Here is a 17,885-nt window from a genome sequence, read left to right as displayed (position 1 = left end):
TTCATTCCCGCCAGTCGTGGCGACGGGGTACCCCGTGCCCGCACCGTCCACCGAACAGCACTCGATTGAGCAAATCATGGCTCGACTGGAACGGGCCGAAGCAGCGCTCGGGGCGATGCAGTCGAAACAGTTCGACCCCAATTCAACTGGCGGCGAGTACGACTCGCAAGCACTGATGACCGGCGCCTTCGATGCAGCAACCGCTGCGGGAATGGACCTCAAGCCCGAAGAGAAAAAAGAGAGCAAGCCCAAAGAGAAGAAGTGGTATGACAAACTAAGCATTCGCGGCTACGCCCAGGTCCGTATCAACGAAGTCACCTATGAAGAGCCTGGCTCAGCTCCCGCCCAGCATACGGGCGATCGCTCAATCGGCGAGAACCAAAACTTCATCATCCGCCGGGCGCGTGTCATTATTGCCGGCGATGTCGGAGCGCATACCTACGTCTATTTGCAGCCGGACTTTGCTTCCAGCGTACCCGGCAGCCCCGACGCCAATCACTTCACCCAAATCCGCGACTGGTACGCTGACTGCTACGTCGACACCACCAAGGTCCACCGCTTTCGCGTCGGCCAGTCGAAGGTTCCCTATGGCTGGGAAAACATGCAGTCGAGTTCGAATCGCTTGCCGCTCGATCGGTCCGATTCGCTGAACTCGGCCGTGCGCAACGAACGCGACCTGGGAGTGTTCTATTACTGGACCCCCGAACCTGCGCAAGACTTCTTCAAGGAAGTTCTCGATGAGGGTCTTAAGGGCTCGGGCAATTACGGCGTGTTTGGCTTGGGTGTCTACAACGGCCAAGGCGGTTCGTTTATCGAGCAGAACGACAACTTGCACGTCGTCGCCCGCCTCACGGTGCCGTATCAGTTTGACAATTGCCAACGCATGGAAGTTGGCATTCAAGGCTACACCGGTATGTACACCGTGCTGGGCTCGGCAATCAGCCCGCTGGGCGTTGGTCCTGCGGTGACGCCACAAGGCACGTTGGCAGATACTCGCGATGGCCTCCTCGACAAACGAATGGCCGCCTCGTTCATCTGGTACCCGCAGCCCTTTGGCTTCCAAGCAGAATGGAACGTCGGCGAAGGCCCCGCGCTCAACGATGCCCAGACGGAAGTCATTGTGCGGCCTCTCAATGGCGGCTACGCGATGATGATGTATCGCTACGAAAGCCCATGCCACGGCATCTTCCTGCCCTTTGTCCGCTACAACTACTTCAAGGGTGGCTACAAGCCCGAGCGAAATGCGCCGTACAGCAACATTGAAGAAACCGAGTTCGGTCTGGAATGGCAGATCGACAAGAGCATGGAACTGACCGCCATGTACACTTTCACCGATCGCACCAATACGACAGCCATCAGCGCGGCGAACCAGTTGTCGTACCGTCAGTTCGACGGCGAGATCCTGCGGTTCCAGTTCCAGTTCAATTACTAACCGCTGACGAACTGGGCAACTGGCAAACCGCGCCAGGCGATTCGCTATGTCTGCCGACCAGCATCCTGCAGCGCGCGGACGATGCAATCGCTGACGGCGGTAGCATCGACTTCGAGAGCCACTTCCATGTCTCCCCGCTGGTGCGCTGTGGGGCGACGGTCGAAAACCGTCGCTCCGAGCGTAAGCTCGCCAGCCGTCTCGACATCGCCGGTCAGGTCGCGAGTCGTAAACAGTTCGGGATGAAGCGCGGCGGCCATTGCCACTGCGTCGGCAAGTTGGATTCCTTCTTGCCCCAAATCGCGCCGGTAGGTGCGAAACAAATGGGGTAGCGTCTTGCGGAGCAGGCTGCCGGCGCGGGACGTTTCCGGCGGCAGTTGCTCGAGCAGATCGAGCGAGAACGTCACCTGGCTGGTGACATCGAGCGGGATCAGCGATTTGGTCGTCGGCGAGCGAAACACTTGCCGGGCACTGTGCGGATCGTAGTAAATATTGAACTCGGCGGCCGAGGTGGCATTGCCGATGCCATTTACCGCTCCGCCCATGATGACCAAACGGCCGAGCATCGAAATCAGCTGAGGCTCGCGGGTGATGGCGGCGGCGATGTTCGTCAGCGGTCCCAGGCAGATGAGCGTGACTTCGCCGGGAGCAGCCCGGACTTCGTCGCAAATCAGCTTTTCCGACGGATGTTGCCGGGCCAGCTTCGAACTGACGAGGCCGACGTTGCCCAAACCATCTTCGCCGTACAGCGAACGGTTGTCGACCATCGCCAGCGCTTCGGTGGGGGATGCAGCCCCCAATCGCGGATAGCGGGGCGGATCGAGCTGCTCGATCAGCGCCTGCACATTGCGGGTCGATTGATCGGCAGTCACATTGCCGGCCACGGCGGTGACGGCGAGAACTTCCAACCGGGGATCGAACAGGGCCATGCACAGGGCAACGGCATCGTCGATACCTGGATCGCAGTCGATAATCACCTTGCGAGGCATGGCTGTGGGCTGGAAACTGAGGCGACAAACAAAAATCAAGCTGCGCGTCGGATTGTAGCGCCGCTGGAGCGGAATCACAAGGCGACGTAGCTCGGCTGAACACCATCATGACATTGAATTCCTCGTCGTTAAACCAATGGACCAAACGCGTGCAGGCCGGCGAATCGCTGCCCCGGGCCGAAATTCGCGCTGCCTTCGACCGCATCATGCAAGGTGCGGAAAGCGAAGATGACCTCGCGGGTTTTCTTGCTGCCTTGCACGAAAAAGGTGAGACCGCCGAAGAAATCGCCGGCGCGGCCGAAGCCCTGCGCGGTCATATGACACGTCTGCCCACGCAGCGGACCGTTGTGGTCGATACCTGCGGCACGGGAGGCACAGGCTCCGAGATCTTCAACATCAGCACCACGGCGGCCCTTGTTGCGGCGGCCGCTGGCGTGGCCGTCGCCAAGCATGGCAACCGCAGCGTAACGAGCAAAAGTGGCTCGTCCGATGTGCTGACGGCCCTGGGCGTGAACGTGACGGCACCTTTGTCCGTGGTGGCTCGCGAACTCGATGAACTGGGCATTTGCTTTTGCTTCGCCCCGCAGTTTCATCCCGCGATGAAGCACGTCGCCGCTGCTCGCAAGCGACTGGGGACGCAGACGATCTTCAATCTGCTCGGGCCGCTCTGCAATCCAGCGGGAGCCAAGTACCAAGTCATGGGTGTCGGGCGAAGTAACCTTCGTGCACGAATTGCCGGCGCCTTGCAGCAGCTGCAAACCACGCGGGCCGTGATCGTGGGGAGCGAGGGTTGCGGCGAACTTTCGCTTGTGGGTGAGACCGACGTTATTGAACTGAAGGATGGCCAGCAACAGGCAACCACTTGGACTGCAGCCGATTTCGGCCTTCAGCCCGCTGGTTTCGAGACCATGAAGATCGATGGCCCCCAAGCCAGTGCCGCGCTGATTCGCCGCGTCCTCGCCGGTGAGCAGGGCCCGCCGCGAGACATTGTGGTGATGAATGCCGCTGCGGCCATTTGGATCGCCTCGCCGGAACTGAGCCTGCTCGAAGCCGCTGCGAAAGCTCAGCAGGCTCTCGATAGCGGCGCTGCCAAGTCGCTGCTGGAACGCTGGGCGGCGATCTCGCAGTCTGTAGCCTGATAGCATTACAAGTCGCATCTCTCCCCTTGACGCAAACTGTCCTGCGAATGAGACTAAGAGGAGATTTCGATTGACCGAAAAGTGCCTTTCTGCCGATAGAACTATCGTCGGCAAGTCAGCTTTCCTATGTCCAACTCGAGGACTCGTCCGTTGATCCGCGCGCTGCTCGTCACCGCCAGTTGTCTCATCCTGGCCGTCTCCTTTCTTGGCTGCGAAACCAACTCGACCAGTGGGACCATGGTGCCCGTCGCCCAGCAGCGTTATGCCGGCACGGGACCGATTCAAGTCACCTGCACAACGGGCATGGTCGCCGACCTGGTGCGCAACATCGCGGGACCACGCGCGGAAGTAACCCAGTTGATGGCTGCGGGCGTTGATCCGCATCTGTACAAATCGTCGACCCGCGATATCGCGGCACTCGGCTCGGCCGATCTGATTTTCTACTCGGGGCTGCACCTCGAAGGAAAAATGACGGACCTGTTCGACGAGTTGGCCAAGAGCAAGCCCGCAATCGCAGTGGCCGAGCAGATCGACGAAGCAAAACTGCTGCACGATGGTGGGACCCACGACCCACACGTCTGGTTCGATGTCTCGCTCTGGAAAGCCGCCGGCCAGCAAGTGCTGGAAACGCTCGAACAGTTCGATCCCGCCGAAGCAGAGAACTACCAGGGTCGCGCGCAGGCTTACTTTGCCAAGCTCGACGCCCTCGATACTTTTTGCCGCGAAGAACTGGCCACCATCCCGCAGGATCAACGGGTGATGATCACCGCGCACGATGCCTTCCGCTACTTTGGCAAAGCCTACGGCATTGAGGTGCGCGGCATCCAGGGCGTCAGCACCGACAGCGAAGCCGGTGTCAAACACATCAACGAACTGGTCGACTTTCTTGTCGCGCGCAAGATCAAGTCGATCTTCGTCGAGACCAGCGTCTCCGACAAAAACGTAAAGTCCCTGCTCGAAGGTTGCCGTGCTCAGAACCACGAAGTGAAGATCGGCGGACAACTCTACTCCGACGCGATGGGAGATCCCGGTACGCCGACCGGCGACTACGAAGGAATGGTCCGCCACAACGTCACCACCATCGTTCAGGCCCTGCAGTAGCCCGCGAATATTTGCCTGCCAACCACGTCCGCTCTTATGTCCTCGATTCTCGATATCCACGATGTGACCGTCGCCTATCACCGCAAGCCGGTGCTGTGGGACATCGACCTTACCATCACCAGTCCTTGTCTCGCGGCCGTCGTGGGACCCAACGGCGCTGGCAAAAGCACGCTGATCAAATCGGTTCTCGGGCTCACTCCGCTGGCCAGTGGTCTGGTAACCATCTTCGACCAGCCTGTTTCCAAGGTTCGCCACCGCGTTGGCTATGTGCCCCAGCGTGAAAGTGTCGATTGGGACTTTCCCGTCACCGTGCTCGATGTTGTGTTGATGGGCACCTACGGTCGACTCGGCTGGTTTCGTCGCCCGGGCACCAACGAGCACAAATTGGCCCGCGAGTGTCTGGCCCAAGTGGGCATGGCCGACTATGAAGGTCGCCAGATCGGCCAACTCTCGGGCGGTCAACAGCAGCGAGTCTTCCTGGCTCGCGCGCTGGCCCAGCAGGCCGAAATCTATTTCATGGACGAGCCCTTGGCAGGTGTCGATGCCCTGACCGAGCGCGTGATCTTTGACTTGCTGACTCGCTTGCGTAAGGAAGGGAAGACGATCATCGTCGTGCATCATGATCTGCGCACGGTGCCTCTCTACTTCGACTTTGTCGCCCTGATGAATGTGCGACTTGTGGCCAGTGGCCCCGTCGAAACGACCTTCACGGCCGAGAATCTGCGCAAGACCTACGGCGGCCGTTTGGCGCTCCTCGATGCCGCTGCCGATGCGTTGCAGGTGAAGGTCGGGCCATGACGCTCTACTACAACACGGCCGTGGTGCTCGCGGGCATTGGCCTGCTCGGCGCGCTCGCTGGACTAGTTGGTTCATTTGCCGTTCTCCGCAAAAGGTCGCTCACCGGCGACGCACTGGCTCATGCCGCGCTCCCGGGAGTTTGCCTGGCATACTTGCTGACGGGGCAACGCGAGTTACCCGTGCTGTTGCTGGGAGCGCTCCTGAGTGGAGTGCTCGGCATTCTCGTCATCAACTTGCTCACCAACCGCACGCGCATTCGCGAGGATGCAGCTATCGGCAGTGTGCTCGGCGTCTTCTTTGGCATCGGCATTGCCCTCAGCAAGCGAATCCAACAGTTGCCCGGCAGCGGCAGTCGCGCCGGACTCGATTCGTTCCTGTTCGGCAAAGCGGCGAGCATGACGCTCGACGATGTCATCGGCATTTCGGTCGTAGCCATCATCTGCCTGGCCATCGTGGTTCTCCTCTATAAGCAATTTAAACTCATCTCGTTCGACGCCGACTTTGGCCGTACCCTGGGCTGGCCCGTTCGCTGGCTCGATCTCGCGCTCATGTCGCTCCTCGCCATCACCGTCGTCATCGGCTTGCCGGCGGTCGGTGTGGTCCTCACTGCGGCGCTGGTGATCATTCCCGGCGCTTCAGCCCGTTTTTGGACCGACCGGTTCGGTGTCTTGATCGCGCTCTCGACTTTCTTCGGTCTCGTCATGGGTCTGCTTGGTACTCTGCTGAGTGCTTACAACCGCGATCTTCCTGCCGGGCCGACCATCGTTCTCTGCGGTGCCGCCATCTTTCTGGTGTCTCTCATTGGCGGTCGTCATCGCGGTGTCCTGGCCCGCTATCTGCGATGGCGTCGGTTCGAAACCGAAATCAGCCGTCGACGCTTGCTCGAAGGTGTTTGGGATCTCTCGCACGGTGCCGACTCGAAGCTCGCCCAAGTCCGCCTGGACGACCTGCTGCAAGCTCAAAGTTGGCACCGGGGTCGTTTGAATGACACCATCACGCGTGCGGTCATCCAAGGTGAACTGCACGCCTCGGGGCAAGGTTTTGAGTTCACGCCTTCCGGCGCAGCCGAAGCGTTGGAAGTCATTCGCACGCATTTGCTCTGGAAGGAACTGCTGCAGGAGCATCCCGAACAGGCTTCCGCAATCGCCGATCTCACCGCACCTCTCTCCGAACAAGTACAGCCCGAATTGATCCGAAAACTCGAACACAGCCTGCGAGATCGCGGGGCCTGGCCCGAACTGCGTGCGCCATTGCTGCCGGAGGCGCGCCCATGATCGCCTCCGCCAACGAACCTCAAGCTGCCTGGTCTCCTCTGCTCCGCCGCACGCTGATGGTGGTCGCCATTCTCGCGCTCGCTGCTCTGGCCGCTTGGCTGTTTGTCACCCTCATTCCGCCGAGTTCTCGCAAGATCGCCCTCCGCACAATTGCCGTCGGTGTGGTCGCGAACGTGATGTGCGCGCTCGTGGGCACGTACCTGGTGCTGCGCCGGATGAGCCTGCTCGGCGATGCCATCAGTCACGCGGTCCTCCCGGGAATCGCGCTCGCCGTGATCTTCACCGGCACTGTTGCAGGCTGGCCCATCCTCGCCGGAGCGATGCTGGTGGGTGTCCTCACCGCCCTCGCGGCTCAAGGCTTGCAAGGCTTTGGCCAGGTCAGCGAAGACTCTAGCCTGGGCGTCGTTTACACCTCGCTCTTTGCGATGGGCGTGGTCATTTTGCAGATCTGGGCTCCGCACGGGCACATCGATGTCGACTGCGTCCTCTACGGGGCCCTCGAAAACACCGGCGCTTATCCGCCCGTAGTGTGGCTCGGCATCGGCTGGCCCCCCGCGCTCCTCCGACTTTTGCCCGTCCTGGGAATTGTCCTGGCCTTCATTCTCGTGGGCTGGAAGGAACTGAAACTGGTCGCTTTCGATCCAGCACTAGCTCGCGCGATGGGCTTGCCCGCGACCGCGATCCACCTGGCACTGATGGGTGTGGTTGCGATGGTCACCGTCTCGGCCTTCGAGTCCGTCGGTTCCATCCTCGTCGTCCCCATGCTCGTCGCGCCTGCTGCCACCGCGCGGATGCTAGCCGACCGCCTCAGCACGACCTTGATTCTCGCGGCGATCTCCGCCGCGTTCTCGGCCATCTTCGGCTACCTGCTGGCCGATGCCCTTAGCACGAACCTGGCCGGCATCATGGCGGCGGTCGCCGGACTGCAACTGGCCCTCGCCGTACTCTTCTCGCCCCAGCATGGCCTGCTCAGCCGCTGGCTGCGGAACTTATTCCTCGCCGTGCAAATCGCGGCCGAAGATATCATCGCCCGCCTCTACCGCGAAGAAGAACGGGGCAAGCCAGTTCCCGCCGATCACTCGGCCGGCTGGCTCGTTTCGCTGCTGGCCAGTCTGCATGCCCGCCGCCAAGGCTGGACCAACTCCGCGGCAGGGCTAACTTCCCAGGGACGCGAACAGGCAGAAGGAATCGTCCGGGCTCACCGCTTATGGGAAAGTTACCTCGCCACGCACTTCGAGCTTCCCCGCGATCACTTGCACGAACCGGCCGAGCGGATGGAGCACTTTCTCGATGCGTCGCTCCAGCAGCAACTGGCCGAAGAACTCGCCAATCGCAATCTCGACCCCCACGGAACGCCGATTCCGCCCGTCCCACGGGCCGATCGAGGCTGATCGCCAAGGGCTTTTCCACCGCCCTAGACCACGGCTCGAATTGTCACTTCCGAGCTCATTTGCTCGCTCGCGTTTTGATAACTTTTTGCGCGTTTTTTTCAAACTCAAGTTTTGCAGCAAGCTCTTACCCAACAGAACCTTGCGCAGCTGATCAGTGGTAATCGCCCGGTTTTCTTGATAACCGTTTGATAACCACATTACACCCCCTGAACAGCCCCCCTCATCACAAGCCATCAGCCCCGTCGACGCAACTCACTAACGGGGCCGATTATCACCTAACACAAAAGCACCTACAACGCAATCGAGCAATATGCACTGAATTTATGCGCATTAGATAATCGCGCAAATCGATCACAACCGGCAACCATATTTTCAAAGACATCGTCAGATAATTCTAAGGAGGTCCGTGACTAGTCTGGTCACCGGCGGGACGACTTTTCCATTACTTCTTTTCGATGGGTCGGATCTTGATGTTCCGGAAAGCCACTTCGTTGCCGTGATCTTGCAGGCTGAGGTGACCGGAGGTGGGCTTACCGAATTGCTCCATCTTGCCGAACTTGCTTTTCGCCACCTTCTCGTCCCAGTCCTTGCTCCCCTTCACAAAGTCATAGTACTTGGTGCCGTTCATCCAGACGGTGCTCTTCTCGGGGTGGATCAGCACCCGCAGTTCGTTCCACTGGCCCACGGGCTTGGTGGCGTCGGCCTCGGGCTTGTAAAGCTGATAGAGCCAGCCGGCCTTTTGCGGGTCGTGGCCGTCGACGTTGTCTTGCACTTGAATCTCGGGGCCGGTCATCCACGGCGTGTTGCCGTCTTCGGTCACGTGGAACATCAGGCCGCTGTTGCCACCCTTCGAAATCTTGTACTCAAGGACCAGTTCGAACGCCTCAAACTTGTCATTGGTGATGATGTCGCCAGCCCCCTTATCGGCGCGGGTCAGCTCGCCGTTCTTCACTTGCCAGCCGGGGCCGACTTCAGTCTTCTTGTAGTTCCGCCAACCTGCCGTCGACTTGCCATCGAACAGCAACTTCCAGCCTTCCTTCTTTTCCTTGGCGCTCAACGTATTCGGCTTGCTGTCGACCGCTTCCAGCGGCTTGGTGACGTTCTGGTTCTCGGTTCCTTTTTCCTTCTCGAGCGGATCTTTAGGAACGACCGTGATTTGAGCTTGAGCAAAACTGGCCAGGCCCGCGACGAACAGGGTACACACGGCAAAACGCTTCATAATTTGGCTCCAAATTCGGGGAGGGGGAAATGGTGAGGGAAGGTCTTCGCAAGACGCAGAGACCATCTGCAATATACTTCACGAAACAACGGGAGGGGGAACCACCTACTCACCGCGCACTTGCAACACATACGGATGCGCGTTCGAGCCCCGGTCGTGGGCATCAATCAGCACCAGAAAGTACGTGCCGTCGGTGGGCAGTTGGTGCTTGAGCACCGCGTCGCGATGTTCGGGCTGATCGTCGGTTTGCACCAACAAGATTCCGGCAGCGTTATAGAGCGAGAGAATCGGATCGAGGGCCGAACCACGTCTGGCAGCCAGTGTTTCGGCCACGATGGTCTCTCCAGCCTGGCCGTCGATTTTGAAAACATCGACGTCACGCTGTTGATGAATCGTGCCGACCAACGTCTGGCCCACGGCAATCGAGCCGGGCTTGCGAAAAGATTCATTTGGTTCGGTTTCAGTGGCCAGCTTCTCGGCCGGCAACACAAGCAGCGAGTAAGGCTGCGAAGTACCATCGGCACTGGTGACCGCCAGTTGCACTTCTGGCTTATCGAGACTCTCGGGCAAGGTGAGCTCAAACTCGACGAACGAATCGCCCACTTCGTTGGCATTGAGTCCATTCGGCGGGCCCGCCTTTTCCTTCTTCTTGAGTTCAATCTTCGGCGGGTCAGCAAAGCCAGCGAGCGTCACTTCGGTGGCCTGATCGAGTCGCAATCCGCGCAGGGTCATTTTCGCCAGCTTACCGGGCGAGACAACGAGTGGCGTCGCCATCACAATCTTCGGCGGATCCTTCTTCTCGGGCGGTTTGTCTTGCGCGAGCGTGGTGACAGAGGCAGCCAGTAGCAACACGAGCGGTACCCACGATGCACTACGCATACAAACCCTCGATGAGCTTTCCTTCGTCGAGGATTTCGAGCGGGCGGCCGTCGGGCGTGTGGATGTGCTTGCGCGGGTGAATGCCGAGGGCCGAGAGCATGGTGTAAGCCACATCGGCGGGCTTCACCGGTTGCTTGGTGGCGTGCGCGCCGATGTCATCGGTCGCACCGATCACCTGGCCACCCTTCACACCTGCACCGGCGAAGACGAGTGACGCAGCAGGACCCCAGTGATCGCGGCCTTCGTCCTTGTTGATCTTCGGTGTGCGGCCGAACTCGCCCAGGGCAACCACGAGCGTCTCGTCGAGCAAGCCTCGCTGCTGAAGATCGGCGAGCAACGTCGAAAAGCCTTGATCGAATTCGGGCAGCTTTTTATCGAGGGCCGGGAAAATCTTCCCGTGATGGTCCCAGCCGCCGTAGTTGATGGTGACGAAGGTCACGCCCCCTTCGACGAGTCGCCGCGCGAGCAAGCAGCTTTGCCCGAACGTGGTCCGGCCATACGCGTCGCGCTGCTCGGCGGTCTCTTTTTCGACATCAAACGCAGCCTGGGCTTGCGGCGAAAGGATCATTTCCGCGGCCCGCTTTTGAAATTCGTCGTAGGTGGCGACCTGGTCGTTGCCGCGCACTTGCTGCCCCAGCGAATCGACGGCCTGTAACAGATTCTGACGCCGCTGGAGCGACTTATCGGTCAAAGGCTGTGCCCGCGACAGATCGCGCACCTTGTAACCGCCGCTGTTAGGATCGCCAGCTTTGAACGATTCGAACCGCCCCCCGAGAAACGCGCTGCGGCCCAGTTCCCAAGTGAACGAAGGATTGTTGGGGACGGAAACGTAGGGGGGAACTTGCGACGTAAAGCCTGTCTCGTGAGCGACGACGGCACCGATGGCCGGATAGTCGCCGAAGGCCGAACCGAAGCGACCGCTCATGACCCAGTTCGTCGCCGTTTCATGATGGTCGTTGTTGTGGGCTCCGCTGCGAATGAGCGTGTAGAGATCGTTCTGCTGGGCCAGCTTGGGAATGAGTTCGCCGTAGGAGATTCCCGGCAGCTTCGTTTGAATCGTGTTGTACTTGCCGCGGATCTCGGCCGAAGCATTCGGCTTGGGATCGAAGCTGTCGTGATGCGACAGGCCGCCGCCCAGGTACACCAGAATGATCGACTTGGCTCGCCGTTTGGCATCGGGCGCGGCAATCGCTTGCGCCTGCAACAAATTCCCCAGCGAGAAGCCCAGCGGCGCGATGGCCCCCACGCGGAGAAAATCTCGCCGGCTCCAGCCATTGCAGAACTGCCGTCGCGCTTGATTCAGATTGATGTCGAGCATGGTTTTCCTTTTCCCCTCTTCTCGCCTTGGCACCGTAGTCATCTTGCTCCGCAAGATGAGCTTTGCCTCTTCACCGGACCCTTCATCTCGACGGAGCGAGATGACTACCTTCACCGTAGTCATCTTGCTCCGCAAGATGAGCTTTGCCTCTTCACCGGCCCTTCATCTCGACGGAGCGAGATGACTACCTTCACCGTAGTCATCTTGCTCCGCAAGATGAGCTTTGCCTCTTCACCGGGCCCTTCATCTCGACGGAGCGAGATGACTACTGTCTCAGTGATTAAACGCGAACTCTTTCGTATTCAGCACTGCCCAGAACAAATCCCGAACGGCTTCTTCTCGCGCGGCAGCGTCGTCGACCTTCGCGTCACCGAGCGCCGCTTCGATGGCTTGCACTTCTGCCGGGCGAGGTTCCCGCGCGAGCGCAGCCAAAAAGATCGACCGGGCGAGCGCGCCGTTCTCGAGTTTGGCGGCGAGCAATTGCTTGAGCTTGCTGTCAGGCTGATCCAGTTTTTGCGTGAGGCCATCGCCACATTGCAAATGGAGCAACTGCGGCAAGGTAACTTCGCCGCTCCGTTCGCAGGCACAGGCGGTGACGCGATCGGACCGGCCGAACATCGCCAGGAACTGCGAACTGACGCCTGGATCGGGAATTTGAATCGCCCGCAGGCCGAGCGGATAACCCTGGAACTGATCGGGCACTTCGGTCACCTGGCTGATCGCATCGAGCAGCACTTCAGCCGGCAAACGTCGAGCATAGTAGTGCGAGTAATGCCGCTGGTCTTGTTCGTTCGCGGCAAGCGTACTGCTGCCGAGTTGGTAGGTGCGAGAGTTGAGCATCAAACGCATCAGGTGCTTCAGATCGTACTGATGTGCAACAAACTCGCGGTTGAGTGCCTGCCAGAGCGGACGATTCGAAGGGGGATTGCTGGCCCGCAGATCATCGACCGGTTCGACGAGTCCGACGCTGAAAAAGTGCTTCCAAAGGCGATTGACCATGTTGCCAGTAAATGTCTCGTTGGCCGGATTGTGCATCCAGCGAACAAGCCCCGCACGGGGATCAGCGGAATCGTCGACAGCTACTTCGCTCCGATCGAGCGGCAACGGCGGCATCATTTGCCCGGTGCGAGGCTGACGCACTTTCGGGCTTCGCCGGCTGTCCGCAAGTCGCCTGGTCTGTTCGTCGAGTTCCTGCTGCCGTCGATCGACTTCCTTCTGCGCCTGCTCCGCTTCTTTCCCTTCTTTGCCAGCGAGCTTCTGCTTCGCCTCATCGAGTTTCTTCGAGGTTTCGGCCAGTTGCTTCTCGGCGCGGTCTTCGTCTTCGCTGCCAATCACCAGCTGGGTTGCGCCTTCGGCCGGATTCTTCCGCTGCAGTTTGGTGCGGGCAAAGAAGGCGGCGAAGCGGTAGTAATCGTCTTGCGTGTAGCGTTCGAGCGGATGATTGTGGCACTTGGCACAGCCGACGCGCGTCCCCAAAAAAGCCTGCGCGACAGAAGAGACGACGTCGGAATCTTCGACCTTCCGTTGCTCGCCGAGGGTGACGATGTAATAGCCCACCTGAGGCTGTTCGCCGACGCTCCCTTGCGCCGTGAGGACATTGGCGGCAATCTTATCCCACGAGCGATTGGCAGCCAGTTGCTGCCGCATCCAAACCTGAAACGAACGAACGCCCTTCGTACCACGCACGTCATGATCGCGTTCCTTGCGATTCTGCAACACATCGCACAGCTGCAACGTCCAAAAGTCGACCCACTCGGGCCGCTGCAGCAATTCGTCAATCAGTTGCGAGCGTTTGTTCGGCGAGGCATTCGCAAGAAAGTGTTCGGTCTCAGCGATCGTGGGCAGCGTGCCGATGGTGTCGAGATAGACGCGGCGGAGGAACGTGGCGTCATCCGCAGCGGGCGAAGGGGGAATGCGGAGCGCTGCCAATTTGTCAAAGACGTGTTGATCGACGACGTTGCGACGCTCGGTCAGTTGCTCGGCAGGAACCGGTTCGGCGAAGGGCATGCTGAACTGCGTAACGACCACTTCGCCTTGAAAGTGAACACGCACCACGGTCTCACCGGCTCGCAAACATTTGACGAGACCGGTCGGCGAAACTTCGACTACGCTCGCATCGTTGGTGAAGAACTGCGCGAGCCAGGTGACGTCACGCACGCGGCCATTTTCGTAGTGAGCATAAACGGCCAACTGCTGCGTATCGCCAGCGGCGGCGGTACGATCGCCGGGAAAGACTTCGAGCCTGGTCACAAGCGGCTCATCGGCAATGACGTTCGGAGTCCCTGCTTGGATCCAGTCGAGCAGCGTTTGTTCAGCCCGGCTGCCGACTTCAAACAAGCGGCCACCACCGTGGGGTTCGCGGCCATTCGGTTTGCGAATGAGCAGGCTGTCTTGGGGACTCGCAGAGCTTATGCGGCGGCCGTAGAACTCGCGTGTCAGCCAGCCGTGATCCCATTCGGGAGCGTAACCGCGCAGTGACAAGCGAAAGCCGTTTTGCCCGGCTAGTTTGCCGTGGCAGGCACCCTGGTTGCAACCAAACCGCGTGAGGACCGGCAGCACCTCGTGGCGAAAGGAAGGAGGGCTGCTCTGTGCTGCATTCATCACGACGAGCGGAATCTTGGCGGATTGACCTTCATGTTCGATGGTTAGTTCCGCCGAGCCATCAGCCTGCGAAGTCACTTCGCGGCCGTTGAGCGTCACCAATTCAGGCTGTGAACAACTGACTTTAACAAGCGCCGAGACATCGACCGCCCGGCCATCGGCCTGCTTTAGCAGCGCGACGATACCCGCGCGGTCAGCAGCCCCGTCGAGCGTGATGGCTGCGGGAAAGACTTGCAGCGAAGTCGCTTCCGCGGCCAGCGCCAGCGAGGTTACCAGCGATAAGATCACCGGGCAGCAAATCAGCAGCGGTCGCATCATCGGGAATCGTTTCAGCGGGGGAGGGGACCGGGAGGTATCACTATCGTATTCGAGGTTGCTGCGCGAGCCTAGCAATTGCCTAGAACAACTCGGCGATCGGCTTGCCGGTATGGGCGAGGAACATGGGACGTTGTTCCTGGGTGTAGAGTGGCTTGTCGCGATTGATGCCCAGCTTGTCGTAGATGGTGGCTGCGTAGTCGTCGGGCGAATGAGGATTGTCGGTGACGAAGGCCCCTTGGCGATCGGTTGCGCCGATGATCTGTCCGCCGCGAATTCCCGCCCCGGCAAACACGATCGAATAAGCATCCGGCCAGTGATCGCGACCGCCATGCTTGTTGATCTTCGGCGTGCGACCAAACTCGGTCACGAGGCAGACTAGTGTTTCGTCGAGCAGGCCACGCTGTTCGAGATCGGTGATGAGCGTCGAGTAAGCTCGGTCGAGGCTCCCCATCATGTACCAGTGACCAATGCCGTAGCGACCCGCACCCGCGCCGCTCGCGCCCGGCAACTCGCAAGTTTCCTTGGCATAGATATGGTCGTGGTGATCCCAGTTCAAATTGCCGCCGCCGACTTCGCCGGGCATCTTGGGCCATCGCGTATCGATGGTGACGAACCGCACGCCCGATTCGATCAGCTTGCGACCGAGCAGGTAACATGCGCCGCGATGCCCGGCGCCGTACTGCTCGCGCATCTTCGGCGTTTCGGTCGACAGATCGAAAGCCTTCGCGGCAGCGGGACTTGTTAGCAGCGTCGCTGCCTGATCGTGAAAAGTATCGATAGCCGCAGTGGTGCGATCGCGGGCGAGTGTCGGATTTTGATTGAGAGCAGAGAGCAACGCGCGGCGCTGACCGAGGCGCTCGTCGGACAGTTCTGGATTTCGCTGCATGCCCGAGACCTTCCAGTTCGGGTCAGAGGCATCGCGAGCGGTCGCTTTGAATGCGCCGTAGCTAGTGGGCAAAAAGCCCGACTTGGTCATGTGGGCGAATTCGGATGTGGCCGGCAATTGCACATACGAGGGCAGGAACTCGCAGGCACTTCCCAGCACGTAGGAAGCGACCGCGCCCAGATCCGGATACTCAACGGGCCCGCCGGGACTGTGCCCCGACAGGACGTACTGCATCCCTTTGCCGTGATCGTCATTCCGCTGAATGTGGTGCATGCCGCGCACGACGGCAATCTTGTCCGAGATCTTCGCGGTATGTGTCAGCAGTTCGGTAAAACGCTCGCCGGGCGTGCTGGTGGGGACAAGGTCGAATGGCGTGCGCTGCTCGGAGGCAACTTCAGGCTTCGGGTCCCAGGTATCGACATGCGACAGACCGCCATGTTCCACCAGCAGCAGCACATTCTTGGCCTTACCAACTCGGCCACTCGCGCCACTGGCTTGCAACTGCAACATCTGCGGCAACGACAAACCAAGCGCGCCGAACGCACCAGCTTGCAACCACTGCCGACGAGTCCAGGCAGTGGCTTGGTCGCGAGACATTGACATGGGCATTTCCGAGGGAGGACGGCGGGCTTGTTACAAGGCGGGGAGCATCAACGAAGATCGATTGATGCCTAAGGAAGTCTAACCCACCTCATATATCGCGTCCAGCGATTACCCCTTCAGCGTTCCGGCAGGTGATGCTCCACCGCGAGCCAGTTCCGCGCGCAGTTCTTGCCCCAGCACGCTGTGATGCCGGCCATAGAACCAATAGATGACCATGCCCAAGGCGAGCCAGCCAAAGAGCCGCAGCCAGTTGTCGTAAGGAAGCGAGAGCATGAGCATCAGGCAGGAGAGAATGCCCAAGATCGGGACGATGGGAACGAGCGGGCAGCGGAAGGGTCGAACTGCGTCGGGATTGGTTCGGCGCATGATAATGACCGCGGCACATACGACTACGAAGGCGAACAAGGTGCCGATGTTTGTTAGATGCAGTAGCCAATCGAGCGGAAAGAGGCCGCCGAGAATCGCGACAAAGAGGCCGATCAGGATCGTGCTCTTCCAGGGAGTCTTAAACTTCGGATGAACGTCGGCGAAGAACGCTTTCGGTACCAGGCCATCGCGAGCCATCGCCATGAATACGCGAGGGGCACTGAGCATCATCACCAGCAGCACCGAAGTGATGCCGGCAACGCCCGCCACGGAGATCACCGTTTCTGCCCACGGCAGTCCGGCTTTGGCGAAGGCACTGGAGACAGCCGCTTTGGGATCAAGTTCTTGATACGGCACCATACCCGTCAAAACGGCGACCACGCCGATGTACAGAATCGTACAAACGACGAGCGAGATAATAATGCCGATCGGCACATCGCGCTGAGGGTTCTTCGCTTCTTCGGCATGCGTCGAAACGGAGTCAAAGCCGATGTAGGCGAAAAAGATGATCGCCGCACCAGCGACCACACCCACAGAGTTTCCGGCCAGGTTCGTCTGGCCCCAAATCGAACGGCCAAAAAAGCTCACGCCCGTCCAGCCATAGGGGGCGAAGTCATTCGTCCAGTTTTCGGATTTGACATAGAAGGCACCGACGACAATCACAAATAGCACGGCGGCGACTTTGATGAACACCATCAGGGCGTTGAAGTTGGCACTCTCACTGATCCCCTTGATGAGGATCAAGGTCACGATCGCGGCGATGACGACTGCCGGCAAATCGAAGAGAGCTTGCTGGCGCTTCGTAATCTTCGCTTCGACCGCTTTGTCCCCCACTTTGCCCACGATGTAGTTCTTGTCCCCGTCCGTGGTCTTGAGTGCGAAGGCCCAGTAGACGCCGTTGGCCGGTTGTTCGGAATTGTCGGCCCAGGTCACTGGCTTCTTGCTATCGAAGACTTTCTGCGAAACATACAACGGCTTGCCGACACTCTTTTTGGCGTACTCTTCCTTTTCGAGTTTTAACAATTCGGGGCTGACATCGGCGCGCGCGTACTCGGCCGAGACGTTGGGTATGAAGTGTCCCTGCTGATAGAGATACGGAGACCCTGAGACAATGAACGGCACGCCGACTCCGGCTTTGATCAAGATGCTTTGAAAGTATCCGGACCAACCATTCGCGACGACGGAAGCACCGACGGCGTACTCCAGCACCAGATCCCAGCCAATGATCCAGGCCATCAACTCGCCCAGCGTGGCATAGGCGTAGGTGTAGGCCGAACCGGCGACGGGGGCCATCGACGCAAACTCTGCATAGCAAAGCGCGGCGAAAATGCAGGTCAGACCTGCAATGACATAGGAAAGCATTAACGCCGGGCCAGCGGTCTCGCGGGCAGCGGCGCCGGTCGTCACAAAAATGCCAGCGCCAATAATCGCGCCGACACCCAGTGCCGTCAGCGAGACGGGCCCCAGGGCCCGCTTCAACGTATGTTCGCCGGCCATTTCCTCCAGCAGGACTTTGAGCGATTTCGTGCCGAAGAGTTGTTTTCTGATCATTGCTTCGTTTCAGCCTCTAACTT

13 protein-coding genes are annotated in these 17,885 nt (G+C 59.7%); 6 read left to right on the top strand and 7 right to left on the bottom strand.

Annotation, left to right across the window (positions count from 1 at the left end):
* Positions 1-76 precede the first annotated feature (76 nt).
* Entirely contained in the window at positions 77-1,432 is a 1,356-nt protein-coding gene (locus NA78x_RS11855; RefSeq protein WP_425618662.1) for a porin, read from the top strand.
* 44 nt (positions 1,433-1,476) lie between these two features.
* Here NA78x_RS11855 and NA78x_RS11850 read toward each other — a convergent pair whose 3' ends face one another.
* A complete protein-coding gene (locus NA78x_RS11850) occupies positions 1,477-2,418 on the bottom strand; it encodes a nucleoside hydrolase (RefSeq protein ID WP_425618661.1) in 942 nt (313 codons plus the stop codon).
* Between the two features lie 107 nt (positions 2,419-2,525).
* Here NA78x_RS11850 and trpD point away from each other — a divergent pair, with 107 nt between their 5' ends.
* From trpD to NA78x_RS11825, 5 genes are all read left to right on the top strand, one after another.
* Positions 2,526-3,557, top strand: coding sequence for an anthranilate phosphoribosyltransferase (gene trpD / locus NA78x_RS11845; RefSeq protein WP_425618660.1), 1,032 nt, complete (start codon positions 2,526-2,528; stop codon positions 3,555-3,557).
* A gap of 126 nt (positions 3,558-3,683) precedes the next feature.
* Entirely contained in the window at positions 3,684-4,658 is a 975-nt protein-coding gene (locus NA78x_RS11840; RefSeq protein WP_425618659.1) for a metal ABC transporter solute-binding protein, Zn/Mn family, read from the top strand.
* Positions 4,659-4,694: 36 nt separating this feature from the next.
* Positions 4,695-5,456, top strand: a complete 762-nt coding sequence (locus tag NA78x_RS11835) for a metal ABC transporter ATP-binding protein (RefSeq protein WP_425618658.1) — start codon at positions 4,695-4,697, stop codon at positions 5,454-5,456.
* A complete protein-coding gene (locus NA78x_RS11830; RefSeq protein ID WP_425618657.1) occupies positions 5,453-6,730 on the top strand; it encodes an iron chelate uptake ABC transporter family permease subunit in 1,278 nt (425 codons plus the stop codon). The genes NA78x_RS11835 and NA78x_RS11830 overlap by 4 nt, the downstream gene beginning before the upstream one ends.
* On the top strand, positions 6,727-8,121 hold the full coding sequence (locus NA78x_RS11825) for a metal ABC transporter permease (RefSeq protein ID WP_425618656.1): 1,395 nt from the start codon (positions 6,727-6,729) through the stop codon (positions 8,119-8,121). Before NA78x_RS11830 ends, NA78x_RS11825 begins: the two co-directional genes overlap by 4 nt.
* Positions 8,122-8,563: 442 nt before the next feature.
* Here the strand turns inward: NA78x_RS11825 and NA78x_RS11820 are convergent, their stop codons facing one another.
* The 6 genes from NA78x_RS11820 to NA78x_RS11795 all read right to left on the bottom strand — a co-directional run bounded on the left by NA78x_RS11820 (position 8,564) and on the right by NA78x_RS11795 (position 17,862).
* The gene (locus NA78x_RS11820; RefSeq protein WP_425618655.1) at positions 8,564-9,340 is read right to left on the bottom strand and encodes a 3-keto-disaccharide hydrolase; all 777 of its coding nucleotides are present in this window, start codon (positions 9,338-9,340) and stop codon (positions 8,564-8,566) included.
* Between the two features lie 105 nt (positions 9,341-9,445).
* Positions 9,446-10,219, bottom strand: a complete 774-nt coding sequence (locus NA78x_RS11815; protein ID WP_425618654.1) for a hypothetical protein — start codon at positions 10,217-10,219, stop codon at positions 9,446-9,448.
* Positions 10,212-11,537: a DUF1501 domain-containing protein gene (locus tag NA78x_RS11810; protein ID WP_425618653.1), complete on the bottom strand. Its 1,326-nt coding sequence runs from the start codon at positions 11,535-11,537 to the stop codon at positions 10,212-10,214. Before NA78x_RS11810 ends, NA78x_RS11815 begins: the two co-directional genes overlap by 8 nt.
* A gap of 273 nt (positions 11,538-11,810) precedes the next feature.
* Complete coding sequence (locus NA78x_RS11805; RefSeq protein ID WP_425618652.1) at positions 11,811-14,456, bottom strand: DUF1549 domain-containing protein; 2,646 nt, start codon at positions 14,454-14,456, stop codon at positions 11,811-11,813.
* Positions 14,457-14,535: 79 nt separating this feature from the next.
* On the bottom strand, positions 14,536-15,945 hold the full coding sequence (locus NA78x_RS11800) for a DUF1501 domain-containing protein (RefSeq protein WP_425618651.1): 1,410 nt from the start codon (positions 15,943-15,945) through the stop codon (positions 14,536-14,538).
* 108 nt (positions 15,946-16,053) lie between these two features.
* Positions 16,054-17,862, bottom strand: a complete 1,809-nt coding sequence (locus NA78x_RS11795) for an amino acid permease (protein WP_425618650.1) — start codon at positions 17,860-17,862, stop codon at positions 16,054-16,056.
* Between the last annotated feature and the right edge of the window lie 23 nt (positions 17,863-17,885).

The organism is Anatilimnocola aquadivae (assembly GCF_049819085.1).
Lineage (GTDB): Bacteria > Planctomycetota > Planctomycetia > Pirellulales > Pirellulaceae > Anatilimnocola.
The sequence above is the reverse complement of the archived record's forward strand: the minus strand, read 5'-3'. Positions and strand labels throughout refer to the sequence as shown.

Bases quoted from the DNA above. Each gene is read 5' to 3' on its own strand.
- NA78x_RS11795 (WP_425618650.1), bottom strand. From the start codon at position 17,862: ATGATCAGAAAACAACTCTTCGGCACGAAATCGCTCAAAGTCCTGCTG.
- NA78x_RS11805 (WP_425618652.1), bottom strand. From the start codon at position 14,456: ATGATGCGACCGCTGCTGATTTGCTGCCCGGTGATCTTATCGCTGGTA.
- NA78x_RS11855 (WP_425618662.1), top strand. From the start codon at position 77: ATGGCTCGACTGGAACGGGCCGAAGCAGCGCTCGGGGCGATGCAGTCG.
- NA78x_RS11850 (WP_425618661.1), bottom strand. From the start codon at position 2,418: ATGCCTCGCAAGGTGATTATCGACTGCGATCCAGGTATCGACGATGCC.
- NA78x_RS11800 (WP_425618651.1), bottom strand. From the start codon at position 15,945: ATGTCAATGTCTCGCGACCAAGCCACTGCCTGGACTCGTCGGCAGTGG.
- NA78x_RS11835 (WP_425618658.1), top strand. From the start codon at position 4,695: ATGTCCTCGATTCTCGATATCCACGATGTGACCGTCGCCTATCACCGC.
- NA78x_RS11825 (WP_425618656.1), top strand. From the start codon at position 6,727: ATGATCGCCTCCGCCAACGAACCTCAAGCTGCCTGGTCTCCTCTGCTC.
- NA78x_RS11840 (WP_425618659.1), top strand. From the start codon at position 3,684: ATGTCCAACTCGAGGACTCGTCCGTTGATCCGCGCGCTGCTCGTCACC.
- trpD (WP_425618660.1), top strand. From the start codon at position 2,526: ATGACATTGAATTCCTCGTCGTTAAACCAATGGACCAAACGCGTGCAG.
- NA78x_RS11820 (WP_425618655.1), bottom strand. From the start codon at position 9,340: ATGAAGCGTTTTGCCGTGTGTACCCTGTTCGTCGCGGGCCTGGCCAGT.
- NA78x_RS11830 (WP_425618657.1), top strand. From the start codon at position 5,453: ATGACGCTCTACTACAACACGGCCGTGGTGCTCGCGGGCATTGGCCTG.
- NA78x_RS11810 (WP_425618653.1), bottom strand. From the start codon at position 11,537: ATGCTCGACATCAATCTGAATCAAGCGCGACGGCAGTTCTGCAATGGC.
- NA78x_RS11815 (WP_425618654.1), bottom strand. From the start codon at position 10,219: ATGCGTAGTGCATCGTGGGTACCGCTCGTGTTGCTACTGGCTGCCTCT.